Source organism: Kribbella sp. NPDC031520 (genome assembly GCF_055580825.1).
Genome location: NZ_JBVIKS010000002.1, coordinates 650,883 through 665,855, shown reverse-complemented (window position 1 = coordinate 665,855; position 14,973 = coordinate 650,883). Strand labels below are relative to the sequence as shown.

Here is a 14,973-nt window from a genome sequence, read left to right as displayed (position 1 = left end):
CCGGCAGAAAGGCATCAAGGGCAACACCCTGTGGTTCTGGGTGTTCGTCGGGCCGTTCGTGCTCGGGCTGCTGATCTTCTCGTACCTGCCGATCCTGTGGAGCCTGGTCCTCAGCTTCTTCGAGGCGTACAACACCGCGACCCCGTCGAAGTTCGTTGGCCTGCGCAACTACATCGACATGCTCACCGACCACAACTTCCTGTCCAGCCTGGGCACGTTCACGATCTTCGCGGTGTTCATCGTGCCGCTGACGTTCGTGCTGTCGCTGGCGCTGGCGTTGCTGGTCAACCAGGTGCGGATCGCGCGGGCGTTCTTCCGGTCGGTGTTCTTCCTGCCGACCGCGTGCTCGTACGTCGTCGCGTCGCTGATCTGGAAGCTGTCGATCTTCAACGGTGTCCGGTTCGGTCTCGCGAACACGATCCTCAACTGGTTCGGCGTCGACAACATCGCCTGGCTGTCGACGGTCTCGCCGCCGTGGTACTGGCTTCCGCTGGTGACGGTCCGGTTGTGGCTGCAGCTGGGGTTCTACATGATCCTGTTCATCGCCGGCCTGCAACGGATCTCGCCGACGTTGTACGAGGCGGCGTACGTCGACGGGGCCAAGCCCGGGTGGCAGGTGTTCCGGTACATCACGCTGCCGCAGCTGCGATCGACGTCGGTCGCCGTACTGATCCTGAACCTGATCGCGGCGTACCAGGCGTTCGACGAGTTCTACAACCTGATCGGCAACGTGAACTACGCGCGGCCGCCGCTGGAGTACCTGTACAGCATCTCGCTCGGTTCGATCCAGGACCTCGGCCACGGCTCGGCCGGCGCGCTGATCCTGGCCATCATCATCATGATCGTGACGCTGCTGCAGAGCCGGATCCTGGGCTTCGGAAGGGCGGGCGACTGATGGCAGTCTCCGAACGTACGACGGGAACGCCGCAACCGATCGGCTTCAGCCAGAGCACCGCCGGGCGGATCGGCACGGTACTGAGGTGGATCGCACTGCTCATCGCGGTGGTGCTGTTCCTGCTGCCGTTCTACCTGATCGTGCGTAACGCGCTGTCGACCGAGGCCGACATCACGGCGCCGACGTGGAAGTTGTTCCCGTCGCACCTGCAGTGGGGGAACATCAAGGAGCTGTTCGGCGACACCGAGGTGCCGATGGCCCGGGCCCTGTACAACTCCGCTGTCGTCGGGGTGCTGGGAACGGGCGGACAGGTGCTGTTGGCATCTATGGCCGGGTACGGGCTGGCGCGGATCCCTTATCGGCACGCGGACAAGATCTTCTACGCGATCGTGGCGACATTGATGATCCCGGGGGCGGTGACGTTCATCCCGTCGTTCATCGTCGTTTCGTCGCTCGGCTGGGTGTCGTCGCTGCGGGGTCTGATCATTCCGACGTTGTTCAGCGGGTTCGCGGCGTTCCTGTTCCGGCAGTACTTCCTCGGTTTCCCGCGCGAGTTGGAGGAGGCAGCGCGGGTCGACGGCGCCGGGTACTTCGGGGTGTTCTGGCGGATCGTCGTACCGAACTCGCTGCCGTTCTTCGCGGCGATCGCCGCGATCACCTTCATCGGCAACTGGAACTCGTTCCTCTGGCCACTGGTGATCGGCCAGGACTCGTCGTCGTGGACCATCCAGGTCGCGATGTCGACGTTCGTCACCGCCCAAACGATCAACATCCACGAACTGTTCATGGCAGTCGCGGTGTCGATCCTCCCCCTGGTCCTGATCTTCGCCTTCCTCCAGCGCTACCTCATCCAGGGCGTAACCCAATCCGGCATCAAGGACTGACTCAACCCTGAGGAGAGGCGCGCCGCTTTGTGGAACTTTTTCGCCGCCCACCGCCGAAAAAGTTCCACAAAGCCGCGGTCATCGTCCGCGCGCTCCCGCTCCACGAGGACTAATCCGGCGCGTCCGGGGGAACCGTCACCGGAGCCCCCGCGTCAGCGCAGATGACGCCCTCTCCACCAGGCGCCCCCGCGCCTGGCCCTGAAGTGTGGAGCCCCCATGACCAACCCCCCGCCCGACCCCACCACCCCGAGCTACCCGCAATCGCCCGCCGCCGGCTATCCGCAGCAGCCGACGGGCGGCTATCCACAAGCAGGTGCTGTCCAGCATCCGGGACAGGGCGGCTATCCGCAGCATCTTTGGCCGGAGCATGCTCAGCCGTATGTCGCCGCCTCGTCGGCTGGGCCTCAGCGTGCGAAGGGTTCGGCTGTGATGGGCGTACTCGCCTTGTTGCTCGCCATTGCCGGACTCGTCACGCCGTTCCTGCCGTTCTCGAATCTGATCGACCGGTTCCCGGTCCGGCAGTACCTGGCGTTCCCGTTCGCCGTACCGGCCCTCGCCTTGGCAATCACCACCCTCGCCACCAACCGCCGCGGAAAGCCCGCCGCCGCGATCGGCATGATGGTCGCCTTCCTGGCCCTGATCATCGGCGCGATCATGGTCTACAACTACGACTTCCGATGACGTGTTTCTTGCCTAGGCTCGGGACATGCGGACCGTCACCCGGCGCCAGGCCATCGCCTACCGGCTGCACGTCAACCACTTGGTAGACCGCCTACCGGTCGGATCGCACGAGCAGGCGGCGTACGTCGGGCTGCAGGACACAGCTCCACGCGACGCCCTGCTCGGGATGCACGCGCGGATGGGCGGATGTACGCCGACGGACTGGGAGCATCCGAGCCTGCTCCAGACGTACAGCCCACGCCGTGCCGTCTACGTACTCCCGGCCCGCGACTTCGGCGTCTTCACCGTCGGTCGTCTTCCGCTCGATCCAGCTGCGGTACGACGGATCGACGCGCTGGCGGATCGGGTGTGCGAGACGCTGGTCGGGCAGGAGCGCCGTGCGTCCGGGATCGACGGACTGCGCGAAGCGTGTGCGAGCGGACGGATCGCGGTGCGCTGGGACACGACCTCCGTGTACGCGAGGGAGGTGCGGCGCCCCGCGCTCGACGTACACGAGGCCCGGCTGAAGCTCTGTCGGCGCCACCTCAAGTACTTCGGTCCCACGGCCCCGAAGGTCTTCGCGTGGTGGTCCGGTCTTTCACCTGCCGACGCCCGCGTGGTGTGGGACCAGCTGGCCGGCGAACTGCTCGAGGTGGACTTCGACGGCGTACCAGCGTGGGTACTGCGCACCGAGGAGCATCACCTGCACCACGCAGCCCCACCCCGCGGCGTGCGGTTGCTCGTGGCACCGGATCTCCGCCTCCTCGGCCGCGACGACGACGGCCGGTTCATCGCCCCCGGCCTCAGAACACTGACGCCGGCCGCCGACAGCTTCCACCCCAACGGCGTACTCGCCAACGGCCGAATCATCGGCGCCTGGGGCCGCAAGCACGGCCGAGTAGACGCGATCCTGACGGAGAAGCTCGCCCCGGAGCAGTACGACGCTCTCCAGTCGGAGGTGACGACGATGCCGGTCGGGGATCCCGAGCTGTGCCTGCGAACGCTCGCGTGATCAGGTGGCTGGTGCGCCATCGGGGACAATCGGGTGCATGTCACTTAGTTGTCCCTGCGGTCAGAGTCAGCCGTACGCAGTTTGCTGCGGGCCCCTCCACCAGGGGAAGGCGACCGCGGCGACGGCGGAGCAGTTGATGCGTTCCAGGTACACCGCGTTCGTGATGCACGACGCGGCGTACCTGCGCCGCACCTGGTCGCTGACCACCCGCCCCGCGGCGATCGACTTCGATCCGGACCGCCGGTGGACCGGCCTCGAGATCCTCGGCACCACCGGCGGCAGCCCGTTCCACACCGAAGGCACCGTCGAGTTCAACGCCCACCACACCACCGGCGTACAACACGAAAACAGCACCTTCACCCGAGAAGCGGGCGAATGGGTGTACGTCGCGGCGTTGTAGGCGGCTACTCCGCGATCTGGTAGGTCGGGGTGAGGATGGCTCGGGCGAGGGTGTGGAAGGCGAGGTTGAAGCCGACTACGGCGGGGCTTGCGTCGGCGTCTACGTCCAGGGCTTCTACGTCGATGGCGTGGACCACGAAGTAGTAGCGGTGGACCTGGTCGCCGGCGGGTGGGGCGGCGCCGCCGTAGTTCTTGGTGCCGAAGTCGTTGCGGACGTGGAAGGCCCCGTTGTCGAGGCGTTCCGTGCTGCCCGCGCCGGTCGGGAGCTCAGTGACGGTGGCGGGCAGGTTGACCAGGGCCCAGTGCCAGAAACCGGAGACGATCGGCGCGTCCGGGTCGAAGCAGGTGACGACGAACGCCTTGGTCTCCGCGGGGAAACCGGACCAGCTGAGCTGCGGGGAAGTGTTCCTGCCGGCGAACGCGTGCGCGTCGGCCAGCGGCTCGCCGCCGGCGGCGTCGGTGCTGGTGACGGTGAACGAACCGGCCTCCGGGAGGAGTTCGTACGGGTCCGGTGCGACGGGACGATCGAGCGACATGAAACAGCCCTCCGGCATCTCGCGACATGTGGTGATGCCGACATTACTGTCCACAGGACGCCGGTCCGTCCCGGGGCACACACTCGAGGATGGCAAGATCGGTGCGGAAGCTACGACTGGAGGACCTGGTGGACGAGTACCTGGAGCGGATCGCTCCCGCGGATCAGGCGGCGATGCGGGCGGCCGAGGAACGGCATACGCAGCTGACCAAGCCGGCCGGCTCTCTCGGCGTACTCGAGGAGCTGTCGGTGAAGCTCGCCGGCATGACCGGCGCCCCAGCCGTACCGGGCCCGGCCGTCGTGACGGTCTTCGCGGGGGATCACGGCGTACACGCCCAGAACGTCTCCCCGTGGCCGCAGGAGGTCACCGCCGCCATGCTCGCGAACTTCGCGGCCGGCGGCGCCGCGGTGAACGCCTTCGCCAAGAACAACAACGTCGACGTACGGGTCGTCGACGTCGGCGTGGCGACCCCGGTCGAGCAGCTCGACATCGTCCACGCGAACGTCCGCCCGGGCACCCGCGACCTCTCCCAGACCGACGCCCTCACCGAGGACGAGGCGCGCAAGGCGATCGCGGTCGGCTTCGACCTTGCGGACAAGCTGGTCCAGGAGGGGTACCGCTGCCTGCTGACGGGTGACATGGGCATCGCCAACACCACCGCCTCGGCCGCGCTGATCGCGACGTTCACCGGCGCCACGGCCGACGCGGTCACCGGCCGCGGTACCGGGATCGACGACGCGGCGCTCGCGCACAAGACCGCCGTCGTACGGGACGCCCTCGCGCTCCACGCCGTACCACCGACCGAGCCGCTCAAGGCGCTCCAGGCGTACGGCGGCCTCGAACACGCCGCCCTCGCCGGATACATCCTCGGCGCCGCGGCGAACAAGGTGCCGGTCATCCTCGACGGCGTGATCGCAGGCGCGGCCGCGCTCGTCGCGCAGGCGTTCCACCCGGCCGTCATCGACTACTGCGTCGCCGGTCACCGGTCGGCCGAGCCTGGGCACGCGGTCGCGTTGAAGCAGCTCGGTCTGCAGCCGCTCGTGGACCTGGACCTGCGGCTCGGCGAGGGGACCGGGGCGGTGCTGGCGTACCCGATCCTGACCTGCGCGGCCCGCGCGCTCGCCGAGATGGCCACGTTCGAGGACGCGGGGATCTCTTCGTGACCCACCAGTACCTGTCCGGTCTCGTCCTCGAGGGGCGGCGCGTGGTCGTCGTCGGCGGCGGCGGTGTCGCCCAGCGGCGGCTGCCGCGGCTGATCGAGGCGGGCGCGCGGATCGACCTGATCTCGCCGTCGATCACGCCCACGATCGAGGGTCTGCTCGGCAACCCGTCGCTGACCTGGATCGAGCGCGGGTACGAGTCCGGCGACCTCGAGGGGGCCTGGTACGTCGTGGTTGCGACGGACGATGCCGCGGTCAACGACCAGGTGTCGGCCGAGGCCGAGCAGCTGCGGATCTTCTGCGTACGGTCCGACGACCGGTCACGCGCGACCGCGTGGACGCCCGCGTCGGGACAGCACGACAACGTGACGATCGGCGTCCTCGGCGGCGGCGACCACCGCCGGTCGGCGGCCGTACGGGACTCGATCCTCGAAGGACTGCGGACCGGCGAGCTGGCGGCGCGCGACGTCGGCCGGCGGCCCGGGGTGTACCTCGTCGGCGGGGGACCGGGCGATCCGGATCTGATCACGGTTCGCGGGCGGCGGCTGCTCGCCGAGGCGGACGTGGTGGTCGCGGACCGGCTCGCGCCGCAGCAGCTGCTGGACGAGCTGCACCCGGACGTCGAGCTGTTCGACGCGGCGAAGTTGCCGCGCGGGCGGGCGGCGCAGCAGGAGGAGATCAACCGCATCCTGGTCGACCGCGGGCGGCAGGGGAAGGTCGTCGTCCGGCTCAAGGGCGGCGATCCGTACGTGTTCGGCCGCGGGTTCGAGGAGGCGCTGGCGTGCGCGGCGGCCGGCGTACCGTGGACCGTGGTGCCGGGGATCACCAGCTCGATCTCGGTACCGGCCGTCGCGGGGATCCCGGTCACGCATCGCGGCGTGACGCACGAGTTCACGGTGGTGTCGGGGCACATCCCTCCGTCGCACCCGGACTCGCTGGTGAACTGGGACGCGCTCGCGCAGCTGCACGGCACGCTCGTGCTGCTGATGGCCGTCGAGAACCTGCCGGCGATCACCGCGCGGCTGATCGAGCGCGGTCGCCCGGCGGACACCCCCGCGGCGGCGATTGCCGACGGCACCCTTCCCGGTCAGCGGACGGTGACGTCCGACCTCGCCGGGATCGCCGACGCGATGCGGGAGAACGGCGTCGGCGCGCCGGCGATCGTTGTCATCGGCAACGTAGTCGACGTGGCCGCACAGCTCGCGTCGGAGCAGGACGGTGGGGCGGCGGGGGAGCAGGACGGTGCGGCGCCGGCGGAGCGGGACGGTGGGGCGGCGGCGGAGCGGGACGGTGGGGCGGCGGCGGAGCGGGACGGTGCGGCGGCGGAGCCTGGTGCTGGAGTGCGGCGGGCGTGACGCTGGTTCCGATCGAGGACGCCGCCGACGAGCGGCTGGCTGACTACGTGAAGTTGCGGGAGGTGAGTCTGCGGCGGCTGCTCGAGGAGGAGCACGGGCTCTTCATTGCCGAGGGCGACAAGGTGATCCGCCGCGCCGCCGGCGCCGGGTACGAGCCGCGCTCGTTCCTGCTCGCGCCGCGCTGGCTCGACTCGTTGCGGGACGTGCTGGAGCAGTGGCCGGACAAGCCCGTGTACGTCGTGTCGGAGGAGCTGGCCGAGCAGGTCACCGGGTTCCACGTGCACCGCGGCGCGCTCGCGTCGTACAAGCGCCGTGCCGCCGTACCGCTGACCGAGCTGATCAGAAGCGACGTACGAAGAATCGCGATCTTCGACGACATCGTTGACCACACCAACGTCGGCGCCGGCTTCCGGGCCGCGGCCGCGCTCGGTGTCGGGCTCGTCCTGGTGACGCCGACCTGCGCCGACCCGCTGTACCGGCGCTCGATCAAGGTGTCGATGGGTACAGTGTTCCAGGTCCCGTGGACCCGCCTGCAGAACTGGCCGGGCGACCTGAAACTGCTGCAGGACAACGGGTACGTCGCCGCCGCGATGGCGCTCACCGACGACTCGATCACCCTCGACGAGCTCGCGGCCCGCAACGACGAGAAGCTCGCGCTGATCTTCGGCACCGAGGGCCACGGCCTCAAACCCAACGTCCTCCGCCAGGCCGACCTGACGGTCAGGATCCCGATGGCCGGCGGCGTCGACTCCCTCAACGTGGCATCCTCAGCAGCAGTAGCCTTCTACGCCACCCGATCCTGAGGGGGAGCCGTGCGTACGACGGAACGCCTGGTACTGCGCCCGTTTTGCGAGGCCGACCTGGATGGATGGGCCGCGCTCAACGCGGACCCGAAGGTGACCGAATTCCTGGGCCCACCGTTGTCCCGCGAGGAAGCCGATCGGACCGCCTGGGCGATCAACGCGTCGTACGCCGCGAACGGGTTCGGCTTCCTCGCGGTCGAGCGGCGCTCGGACGGCGCGTTCCTCGGCGCCGCCGGTCTGTCCCGCGAGAAGTGGTACCCGGACGACCTCGAGATCGGCTGGCGCCTGGCCCCCGAGCACTGGGGCTACGGCTACGCCACCGAGGCGGCGGCGTCCTGGCTCGACTACGCCTTCACCGAGGCAGGGCTGCCCCGGGTCATTGCGGTGACCGACACGCCGAACGTCCGTAGCATCGCGGTCATGCGCCGGCTCGGCATGAGCTTCGACCACGAGGCGGTCCTGGAGGACGACGGCATACCGTTCGACGCCACCATCTACACACTGAAAGCCGAGGCCTGGCCCGGCTACACCACCCGGCGCTGACCCGCACGTAGGCTGATCGCCATGACCGTCGGTGAACTCGGCGCGTTCCTGCGGGCCGAACGGGCCCGGGTCGACCCGGGCGTGGTCGGTCTGCCAGTCGGTGGTGACCGGCGGGTGGCGGGACTGCGACGCGAAGAGGTCGCGGTACTGGCCGTCGTGAGCGCCGACTACTACACCCGGCTCGAGCAGGGCCGCGAGCGGAACCCGTCGGCCCAGGTGCTGAACGGGATCGCGCATGCGCTGAGGCTCGACCCGGACGCTCGGGTACACCTGTTCCGGCTGGCCGGCCTCGCGCCCGCCCCGGCACTCGGCGCCGCGCGGGACCAGGTCCATCCGGCACTGCTGCAACTGCTCGACACCTTCTCCGCCGCGGCGGCGTATGTGCTGAACCCGGCGTACGAGGTCCTCGCGACGAACAGGATCGCCCAAGGTCTGCTGGCGCCGTTCGGGATGACGAACATCCTGCGGATGATGTTCGACCATCCCAAGGCGCGCGACATCTTCGGTGACTGGGAGGTCGTGGTCCGGCGGGCCGTGTACGCCGTCCGCTTCAACGCGGCGACGTATCCGGACGACCCCGAGATCAAGGCACTGGTGGCCGACCTGCTGCCGCGCTCGCCGGAGTTCCGTGCCCTGTGGGAGGACCGGACGGCCCGTGGGTTCAGCAGGGCCTACAAGATCTTCAACCACCCCGAGGTGGGCCGGGTCGAGCTGACATACCAGACCTTCGACGTACGGGCCGCCCCGGGACAGCAACTCCTGGTCGGTACGGCGGAACCGGGCAGTCCGAGTGCCGACGCCCTGGCCCGGCTGGCCACATCCTGAACTTCCAGGGTGCGCCGCACCCAGGAAGTGGCGACCTTCCCGCGCCGGCACCCGCGGCCGGAGGCTGTTCGGGTAGCAATCCCAGGACAGCCCAGGAGCAGAGCATGTTGAACTACTCGACGTACGTCGCACCGTCCAAGCCGGCCGTCTCCGACGATCTGCCGCCGGGTGAGGTACGGCGGATGTGGTCGCCGACCGCGGCCACGCTGATCTACGGCGACCACGACGCCGTCCTCGTCGACCCGCTGATGACGCAGGCAGAGGGTGAGGACCTGGCCGGCTGGATCGCTGCCACGGGGAAGAACCTGACCACGATCTTCGTCACGCACAGCCACGGCGACCACTTCTTCGGCGCCGCCCCGGTGCTCGACCGCTTCCCCGGCGCCCGGATGGTCGCTCTGCCCTCGGTTGTCGAGGGAATGCGCAAGCAGCTCACTCCGCCGTGGCTGGACGGCTTCTGGCGGACACGGTTCCCGGGGCAGCTGCCCGAGCGCCTGGTCATCGCCGAGCCGCTCGACGGCGACACGTTCACGCTGGAAGGCGAGGAGTTGGTCGCGATCGATCTGGGTCACACCGACACCGACGGCAGCTCAGCGTTGTATGTCCCGTCGATCGGGCTGGTGGTCGCGGGTGACGCCGTGTACGACGAGGTCCACCTCTACCTGTCCGAAGCCGTTGCCGACGGCATCGAGCAGTGGCTGTCGGCGCTCGACGTCCTCGCCGCGCTGCACCCGTCAGCCGTCGTCTCCGGGCACCGCCAGGCCGACGCCTCGGACGACCCGCGGTACATCGGCGAGACCCGCCGGTACCTCGAGACGTTCGCCGCCGCCGAGGCCCGGACCAACACCGCGCTCGACCTCTACAACGCGATGATCGAGGCGTACCCCGACCGGCTGAACCGCGGTGTTCTCTGGAACTCCACGCGTACCCTCAAAAGCGATTGACCGCTGTGATGGCATAGCTGTCATGTCGAAGGTCGTCCTGATCACCGGAATGCAAGCGGCGGGGAAGTCGACGATCGCGCCGCTGCTGGCTGCGCGGATGGGGCCGCCCGCGGCGACGATCGACGGGGACGTGTTCTATCGCGGCGTGGTCGCCGGTGCGGAGGTGATGACGCCCGACCCGTCGGCCGAAGCGGTGCGGCAGTTGGAGTTGCGGTACGACGCGAGCGCGCTGGTCGCTCAGCACTACGCGGACAACGGGTTCGACTTCGTGTGCAGCGACATCGTGCTGGGGGAGCACGTCGAGCGCTGGTTCTCCCGGCTGCGGGACGTCGAGTCGTACCTCGTCGTACTCGTCCCGTCCGTGGAGTCGATCGTGGCGCGGGAGCTCGGCCGCGGCGGCGGGAACTCGTACCGCGGCTGGCAGCAGCAGGGCGGGTCGCTCGAGGACGCCGTACGGGCGCTCCAGGTCGGGCTCGACGGGATCCCGCGCCGGGGACTGTGGCTGGACACCACTGGTAAGACCCCGGAGGAGACCGTCGAGGCGATCGACCTGGAGAAGGCCCGCTGGTGACGGCTCAGGTCGCTGGGGTTTCCTCGTGATCCTGGTCGGCGTCGACCATCGGGGAGACCGGCCAGTCGCTCGGGTAGTCGGGCGCGAACTCCTCGGCCTCCGCGTACAGGCGCTTGCGGTACTTCCGGGAGAGCCGGTCGCCGAAGACCATTCCCTGCGTGTGGTCGGTCTCGTGCTGCAGGCAGCGCGCGAGCAGACCGCTGCCCTCGTACGTGACCGGCTGGTTGTGCTGGTCGACCCCGGTGACCTTGGCGTAGTCGGGGCGGGCGCACTTGGTGAACGCGCCGGGCAGTGAGAGGCAGCCCTCGTCGCCCTCGTCGAGGTTGCGGTCCTTGCCCTCCGGCAGCTCCAGGACCGGGTTGCACACCACGCCCTGTACGTGGCTGCCGTCCTTGTCCGGGCAGTCGAACACGAACAGCTGCAGGTCCACCCCGACCTGGTTCGCGGCCAGGCCGACGCCCTCGGCCGCGTTCATCGTCGCGACCATGTCGGCGACCAGTGTCTGCAGGTCGTTCCCGAAGTCGGTGACAGGCTGATTGACCCGGTGCATGACGTCCTCACCCCACCGGGTGATGGGCCGCACCGAACCGTTCCCAGGCAACGTAGACATGCCGGAAAGTCTAGGCCAGACAGGACCTGGGCCGGGTGACCGGTACGGCGGTCACCCGGCCGTTCGTACTACTTGGAGTTGACCTCGTCGCGCCACGCGACCCACTCGCGGAGCAGGCCGAGGTCGTAGTCCGGACCGCCGGCGTGCACGGTGAACAGCCGGGTGCCGACGTCGAGCAGCTGCTTGCCGACCTCCTCGGGCTTCTTGTCGCCGACACCGACCGAGCGCTCGATCTCGCCCGGGTCGCGGCCGATCGTCTTGCAGTGCTCGTCGAGGACGGCGTGTTTGTGCGCGATCGTCTCGGCGTCACCGAAGCCGTGCCAGATGTTCGCGTGCTGCGCGACCAGCTTCAGCGTCTTCTTCTCGCCGCCGCCACCGATCAGCACCGGGATGTCCCGGGTCGGCTTCGGGTTGAGCTTCTCCCAGCGGCGCTCGATCCGCGGCAGCGCCTCGCCGAGGGCGTCCAGCCGGCCGCCCGCCGTACCGAAGTCGTAGCCGTACTCGTCGTAGTCCTTCTCGAACCAGCCGGAGCCGATACCGAAGATCAGCCGGCCGTCACTGATGTGGTCGACGGTGCGCGCCATGTCGGCGAGCAGGTCGGGGTTGCGGTAGGAGTTGCAGGTGACCAGGGCGCCGATCTCGACCCGCTCGGTCGCCTCGGCCCAGGCGGCCAGCATGGTCCAGCACTCGAAGTGCAGACCCTCGGGCTCACCGCTCAACGGGTAGAAGTGGTCCCAGTTGAACAGGACGTCGACGCCGATCTCCTCGGCCGCGGCGGCCGTCCGCCGGATGTCGGCGTACTGGGCGTGCTGGGGCTGGACCTGCAGACCGATCCGGACGGGGAACGCGCTGTACGGCCGGTCGGTGGACTCGGAAGCTGTCATGGTGGAGATTCTATCGGGCGTTGCGGAGGAGCCTCCGGATAGACCGGAACTTCGAAGGGGTCGTCAGCCGAAGTAGGTGGCGAGGTGGGTGAGCATGGTGGCTACGCCGGCCTTGATCGGGGCTTGCTGTTCGTCGGTGAGGCCGACACTTCGGTAGTCGAGTTGGGTGCGGTCGCCGTCGAGGGCGGTCAGGTGGATGGTGATCTCCTCCGCGGGCTCGTCGAAGCGGAGCTCGACGTGGTGTGGCAGGTCGAGGGCGCCGAAGTGGAGGGTGAACGGGAGCTCGGTCGTGTCGTTGACGAAGACCGCGGAGATCAGCCCGCCGGGGCGGGCGTCGATGGTGATCCGGTCGGACGGGGTGCGGAAGCCGTCGGCGACGAACCAGGCGGCGAACGGTTCGGGTTCGGTGAAGGCGCGGGCGACCTCGGCGGGTGGGGCGTCGACGAGCTGCTGCAGGCTGAACATGGTTCGTACCTCCGCCGAAATCGGGTGGTGGCTTACGGTTTGTTCTCGGTCGGCAGCTGGTCGGCGTAAAGGTCGGCCCAGTCGCCGAGCGCGCGGATCGGTACCAGCAGGTCCTTGCCGGCCGTGGTCAGCGAGTACTCGACGCGTGGCGGCGCTTCGGCGTACCGCTGCCGCTCGACCAGACCGTTGTGCTCGAGGCGGCGCAGGGTCTCGGTGAGGACCTTCTGGCTGATGCTGCCGATCTGCCGGCGGAGTTCGCCGGGACGGGCCGGGCCGTCGGCGAGCGAGTACAGGACCACCATCGGCCAGCGCCCGCTGATCAGATCGGCGGCGACCCGTGCCTGACAGTCCGCGAAGAATCTCGGCTCCACCCGTCCATTGTGCGCGGTCCGTTGGGCACCGGGAGGTGTGCATCGAACTGTCTACCGTCTGGACCATGCGAATAGGAACACTGGGCAACGGAATGATGGCCGAGGCACTCGCCGGCGGCTGGGTCCGCGCCGGCCACGACGTGATGATCGGCGGCCGCGACCCCGAGCGCGCCACGGCGGTCGCGAAACGGATCGGGGCCACGGCCGGGACCTTGGACGAGGCGGCGGCGTACGGCGAGGTGGTGTTGCTGGCTGTCCCGGCCGAGGTTGCGGTTGAGGTCGCGCGCAGGGTGCCGTCCGGGACGACGTTGATCGATTGCACGAATGCGGTGGATCACCGGGACTTCACGTTGGCGCAGGAGGGGACGGCGGAGGCGATCCGTGCGGCGGCGCCAGGTGTGCAGGTGGTGAAGGCGTTCAATCTCGCGGCCGATTTGGTATGGCGGAATCCGCCGGCCGGGTTGGGCGTGCCGATGTGTGGTGACGGCGGGCTGGAGCCGGCCGCTGAGCTGGTACGAGACCTGGGCTGCGTGCCGGTGAACGCGGGCGGCCTGCAGCACGCGAGGTTGCTGGAGGCAACGGCTGTGCTGGCGATCGGCATCTGGGTGCGCGGGGGAGACGTCCGCGGGATGTTCCCGCCGCTAGACGCTGCTTTCGGTACGGTCGCTCCAGGCGAGGCGAAGGCTCCAGACCGGGAAGAGTAGGTAGGTCCCGGCCCAGCCGAAGCCGGCGACGAAGGTCCAGGCCGGCGCGACCTCGATGACGTCCACGTCCATCGGGATGCCGGGCGCACCGATCAGGCCTAGGAGCATGACCACACCGGCGATCGACCCCGCGCGGCGCAGTCGGGCCGACGGCATGCTCAGCCGGCTGAACCCGACGAGCCAGCCTCCGATCAGGGCGAATCCGAGGCCCGACCACAAGCCCGCCAGGTAGAAGCCGGTGATCGCGGACATGACAAGGACCGTGCCGACGACGGTCAGCACAGCCCCGACCAAGGCCAGCCCGAAGAGCACGCCGAACATCCGGTACGGCCGCAGCCACCACGCCAGCAGCAGGCTCAGCACGCCGAACACCGCGTTTCCGACGTCGTTGACGGGACCGAACGCGTCGGCGCCCGTGTAAAGGAGGATCAGGCATGCGCAGGTGGCGAGGCCGACGATGCCGTGGACGGCCGCCAGCGCCCGCAGGCCGACCTGGCCTGACACCTCCGGTTCAGCGCTCACCCTTGGATGATCGCGCAAAGAGGTCGTTCAGGTCAGCCTGTGGGATCTGGCCGGCGGCGAAAGTGATCGTGCCGCGGGTGGCGAGTTCCTCGGCGCTGCGGCGGACGAAGCCGAGCGCAGCGCGGGCGATCGAGCCGCCGAGGCTGATCCGCGTGACGCCGGCCGAGTGCAGGTCGGCGACGGTCAGCGTCGACGTACCCAGGCCGATCACCACGTTGAGCGGCCCGTCGATCTCCGCGACCAGCGTGCGGATCGCGTCGAGCGAGTTCACCCCGGGGACGTACAAGCAGTCGGCGCCGGCCGCGCGGAACCGGTTCGCCCGCTCGATCGACTCCGCCAGCGCGACCGGCGTACGCAGCAACTGCCCGTCCGTCCGAGCGGTCAGCACGAACGACGGGCCGGCCGCCTCCCGGGCGGCAACGATCCGCTCGACGGCGAGCGACACGTCGTACAGCTCTCGCCCGTCGAAGTCCTCGATATTCCCGCCCGCGAGCCCGGCCGCACGCGCCAGCGTGATCGTCTCGGCCACCCGCGCCGGCGCGGCGCCGTACCCGTCCTCGAGGTCGCCGTTCACCGGTACGCCGACCGCGGACGTGATCTCGTGGATCCGCTCGAACATCTGTTCCCGCGACACCGCCGGTGCGCCGTCCGGGAGGGTGTGATCGCCCTTCGCCATCGAGAACGCGATCCCGGCGCTCGTCGTCGCGATCGCCGGGAATCCGGCTGCTGCCAGCAGTACCGCGCTCCCGGCATCCCACGCGTTCGGCATCACGAACCGCCCGGCATGCAACTCACGGAAAGTCATGCGCCGAGTCTGTCACCCGGACAGT

Annotated in this window: 20 protein-coding genes; 13 read left to right on the top strand and 7 right to left on the bottom strand. The window is 69.2% G+C overall.

The window, feature by feature from the left end:
• Positions 1-40 precede the first annotated feature (40 nt).
• The 5 genes from ACZ5BU_RS11920 to ACZ5BU_RS11900 all read left to right on the top strand — a co-directional run bounded on the left by ACZ5BU_RS11920 (position 41) and on the right by ACZ5BU_RS11900 (position 3,851).
• Positions 41-895, top strand: coding sequence for a carbohydrate ABC transporter permease (locus ACZ5BU_RS11920; RefSeq protein WP_465697978.1), 855 nt, complete (start codon positions 41-43; stop codon positions 893-895).
• Positions 895-1,779 carry a carbohydrate ABC transporter permease gene (locus ACZ5BU_RS11915; RefSeq protein WP_465697976.1) on the top strand — a complete coding sequence of 295 codons (885 nt, stop codon included), beginning with the start codon at positions 895-897 and terminating at the stop codon, positions 1,777-1,779. Before ACZ5BU_RS11920 ends, ACZ5BU_RS11915 begins: the two co-directional genes overlap by 1 nt.
• A 216-nt stretch (positions 1,780-1,995) precedes the next feature.
• Positions 1,996-2,460, top strand: coding sequence for a hypothetical protein (locus ACZ5BU_RS11910; RefSeq protein ID WP_465697974.1), 465 nt, complete (start codon positions 1,996-1,998; stop codon positions 2,458-2,460).
• 25 nt (positions 2,461-2,485) lie between these two features.
• Complete coding sequence (locus ACZ5BU_RS11905; protein ID WP_465697972.1) at positions 2,486-3,451, top strand: DNA glycosylase AlkZ-like family protein; 966 nt, start codon at positions 2,486-2,488, stop codon at positions 3,449-3,451.
• Positions 3,452-3,488: 37 nt separating this feature from the next.
• The gene (locus tag ACZ5BU_RS11900) at positions 3,489-3,851 is read left to right on the top strand and encodes a YchJ family protein (protein WP_465697970.1); all 363 of its coding nucleotides are present in this window, start codon (positions 3,489-3,491) and stop codon (positions 3,849-3,851) included.
• 4 nt (positions 3,852-3,855) lie between these two features.
• On the opposite strand, the gene ACZ5BU_RS11895 is transcribed toward ACZ5BU_RS11900, so the two are convergent.
• On the bottom strand, positions 3,856-4,386 hold the full coding sequence (locus tag ACZ5BU_RS11895) for a YbhB/YbcL family Raf kinase inhibitor-like protein (protein WP_465697968.1): 531 nt from the start codon (positions 4,384-4,386) through the stop codon (positions 3,856-3,858).
• Positions 4,387-4,487: 101 nt separating this feature from the next.
• Here ACZ5BU_RS11895 and cobT point away from each other — a divergent pair, with 101 nt between their 5' ends.
• The 7 genes from cobT to ACZ5BU_RS11860 all read left to right on the top strand — a co-directional run bounded on the left by cobT (position 4,488) and on the right by ACZ5BU_RS11860 (position 10,587).
• A complete protein-coding gene (cobT, locus tag ACZ5BU_RS11890; protein WP_465697966.1) occupies positions 4,488-5,549 on the top strand; it encodes a nicotinate-nucleotide--dimethylbenzimidazole phosphoribosyltransferase in 1,062 nt (353 codons plus the stop codon).
• Positions 5,546-6,901, top strand: coding sequence for a uroporphyrinogen-III C-methyltransferase (cobA, locus tag ACZ5BU_RS11885; protein ID WP_465697964.1), 1,356 nt, complete (start codon positions 5,546-5,548; stop codon positions 6,899-6,901). Before cobT ends, cobA begins: the two co-directional genes overlap by 4 nt.
• Positions 6,898-7,704 carry a TrmH family RNA methyltransferase gene (locus ACZ5BU_RS11880; RefSeq protein WP_465697962.1) on the top strand — a complete coding sequence of 269 codons (807 nt, stop codon included), beginning with the start codon at positions 6,898-6,900 and terminating at the stop codon, positions 7,702-7,704. The genes cobA and ACZ5BU_RS11880 overlap by 4 nt, the downstream gene beginning before the upstream one ends.
• Before the next feature lie 9 nt (positions 7,705-7,713).
• Entirely contained in the window at positions 7,714-8,247 is a 534-nt protein-coding gene (locus ACZ5BU_RS11875; protein WP_465697960.1) for a GNAT family N-acetyltransferase, read from the top strand.
• A gap of 21 nt (positions 8,248-8,268) precedes the next feature.
• Positions 8,269-9,072, top strand: coding sequence for a helix-turn-helix transcriptional regulator (locus tag ACZ5BU_RS11870; RefSeq protein WP_465697958.1), 804 nt, complete (start codon positions 8,269-8,271; stop codon positions 9,070-9,072).
• Between the two features lie 104 nt (positions 9,073-9,176).
• A complete protein-coding gene (locus tag ACZ5BU_RS11865) occupies positions 9,177-10,016 on the top strand; it encodes an MBL fold metallo-hydrolase (RefSeq protein WP_465697956.1) in 840 nt (279 codons plus the stop codon).
• A gap of 22 nt (positions 10,017-10,038) precedes the next feature.
• Positions 10,039-10,587, top strand: a complete 549-nt coding sequence (locus ACZ5BU_RS11860; RefSeq protein ID WP_465697954.1) for a phosphotransferase-like protein — start codon at positions 10,039-10,041, stop codon at positions 10,585-10,587.
• A 4-nt stretch (positions 10,588-10,591) separates the two neighbouring features.
• Here ACZ5BU_RS11860 and def read toward each other — a convergent pair whose 3' ends face one another.
• The 4 genes from def to ACZ5BU_RS11840 all read right to left on the bottom strand — a co-directional run bounded on the left by def (position 10,592) and on the right by ACZ5BU_RS11840 (position 12,917).
• A complete protein-coding gene (gene def, locus ACZ5BU_RS11855) occupies positions 10,592-11,197 on the bottom strand; it encodes a peptide deformylase (protein ID WP_465697952.1) in 606 nt (201 codons plus the stop codon).
• Positions 11,198-11,265: 68 nt separating this feature from the next.
• Positions 11,266-12,081 carry an LLM class F420-dependent oxidoreductase gene (locus tag ACZ5BU_RS11850; RefSeq protein ID WP_465697950.1) on the bottom strand — a complete coding sequence of 272 codons (816 nt, stop codon included), beginning with the start codon at positions 12,079-12,081 and terminating at the stop codon, positions 11,266-11,268.
• Between the two features lie 63 nt (positions 12,082-12,144).
• The gene (locus tag ACZ5BU_RS11845) at positions 12,145-12,546 is read right to left on the bottom strand and encodes an SRPBCC family protein (RefSeq protein ID WP_465697949.1); all 402 of its coding nucleotides are present in this window, start codon (positions 12,544-12,546) and stop codon (positions 12,145-12,147) included.
• Positions 12,547-12,578: 32 nt separating this feature from the next.
• Positions 12,579-12,917, bottom strand: a complete 339-nt coding sequence (locus ACZ5BU_RS11840) for a winged helix-turn-helix transcriptional regulator (protein ID WP_465697947.1) — start codon at positions 12,915-12,917, stop codon at positions 12,579-12,581.
• Between the two features lie 65 nt (positions 12,918-12,982).
• On the opposite strand from ACZ5BU_RS11840, the gene ACZ5BU_RS11835 reads away from it, so the two are divergent.
• Positions 12,983-13,621 (top strand): NADPH-dependent F420 reductase, encoded by a 639-nt coding sequence (locus ACZ5BU_RS11835; RefSeq protein WP_465697945.1) that lies wholly within the window; start codon positions 12,983-12,985, stop codon positions 13,619-13,621.
• On the opposite strand, the gene ACZ5BU_RS11830 is transcribed toward ACZ5BU_RS11835, so the two are convergent.
• On the bottom strand, positions 13,559-14,143 hold the full coding sequence (locus tag ACZ5BU_RS11830) for a hypothetical protein (RefSeq protein WP_465697943.1): 585 nt from the start codon (positions 14,141-14,143) through the stop codon (positions 13,559-13,561). The two genes, ACZ5BU_RS11835 and ACZ5BU_RS11830, sit on opposite strands and share 63 nt — an antisense overlap.
• A complete protein-coding gene (locus tag ACZ5BU_RS11825; RefSeq protein WP_465697941.1) occupies positions 14,133-14,948 on the bottom strand; it encodes an isocitrate lyase/PEP mutase family protein in 816 nt (271 codons plus the stop codon). The genes ACZ5BU_RS11830 and ACZ5BU_RS11825 overlap by 11 nt, the downstream gene beginning before the upstream one ends.
• Positions 14,949-14,973 lie beyond the last annotated feature (25 nt).

Excerpts from the sequence above, each read along its gene's own strand:
- ACZ5BU_RS11915 (WP_465697976.1), top strand. The coding sequence starts at position 895 with ATGGCAGTCTCCGAACGTACGACGGGAACGCCGCAACCGATCGGCTTC.
- ACZ5BU_RS11910 (WP_465697974.1), top strand. The coding sequence starts at position 1,996 with ATGACCAACCCCCCGCCCGACCCCACCACCCCGAGCTACCCGCAATCG.
- ACZ5BU_RS11905 (WP_465697972.1), top strand. The coding sequence starts at position 2,486 with ATGCGGACCGTCACCCGGCGCCAGGCCATCGCCTACCGGCTGCACGTC.
- ACZ5BU_RS11900 (WP_465697970.1), top strand. The coding sequence starts at position 3,489 with ATGTCACTTAGTTGTCCCTGCGGTCAGAGTCAGCCGTACGCAGTTTGC.
- ACZ5BU_RS11895 (WP_465697968.1), bottom strand. The coding sequence starts at position 4,386 with ATGTCGCTCGATCGTCCCGTCGCACCGGACCCGTACGAACTCCTCCCG.
- ACZ5BU_RS11870 (WP_465697958.1), top strand. The coding sequence starts at position 8,269 with ATGACCGTCGGTGAACTCGGCGCGTTCCTGCGGGCCGAACGGGCCCGG.
- ACZ5BU_RS11865 (WP_465697956.1), top strand. The coding sequence starts at position 9,177 with ATGTTGAACTACTCGACGTACGTCGCACCGTCCAAGCCGGCCGTCTCC.
- ACZ5BU_RS11860 (WP_465697954.1), top strand. The coding sequence starts at position 10,039 with ATGTCGAAGGTCGTCCTGATCACCGGAATGCAAGCGGCGGGGAAGTCG.
- def (WP_465697952.1), bottom strand. The coding sequence starts at position 11,197 with ATGTCTACGTTGCCTGGGAACGGTTCGGTGCGGCCCATCACCCGGTGG.
- ACZ5BU_RS11850 (WP_465697950.1), bottom strand. The coding sequence starts at position 12,081 with ATGACAGCTTCCGAGTCCACCGACCGGCCGTACAGCGCGTTCCCCGTC.
- ACZ5BU_RS11845 (WP_465697949.1), bottom strand. The coding sequence starts at position 12,546 with ATGTTCAGCCTGCAGCAGCTCGTCGACGCCCCACCCGCCGAGGTCGCC.
- ACZ5BU_RS11835 (WP_465697945.1), top strand. The coding sequence starts at position 12,983 with ATGCGAATAGGAACACTGGGCAACGGAATGATGGCCGAGGCACTCGCC.
- ACZ5BU_RS11825 (WP_465697941.1), bottom strand. The coding sequence starts at position 14,948 with ATGACTTTCCGTGAGTTGCATGCCGGGCGGTTCGTGATGCCGAACGCG.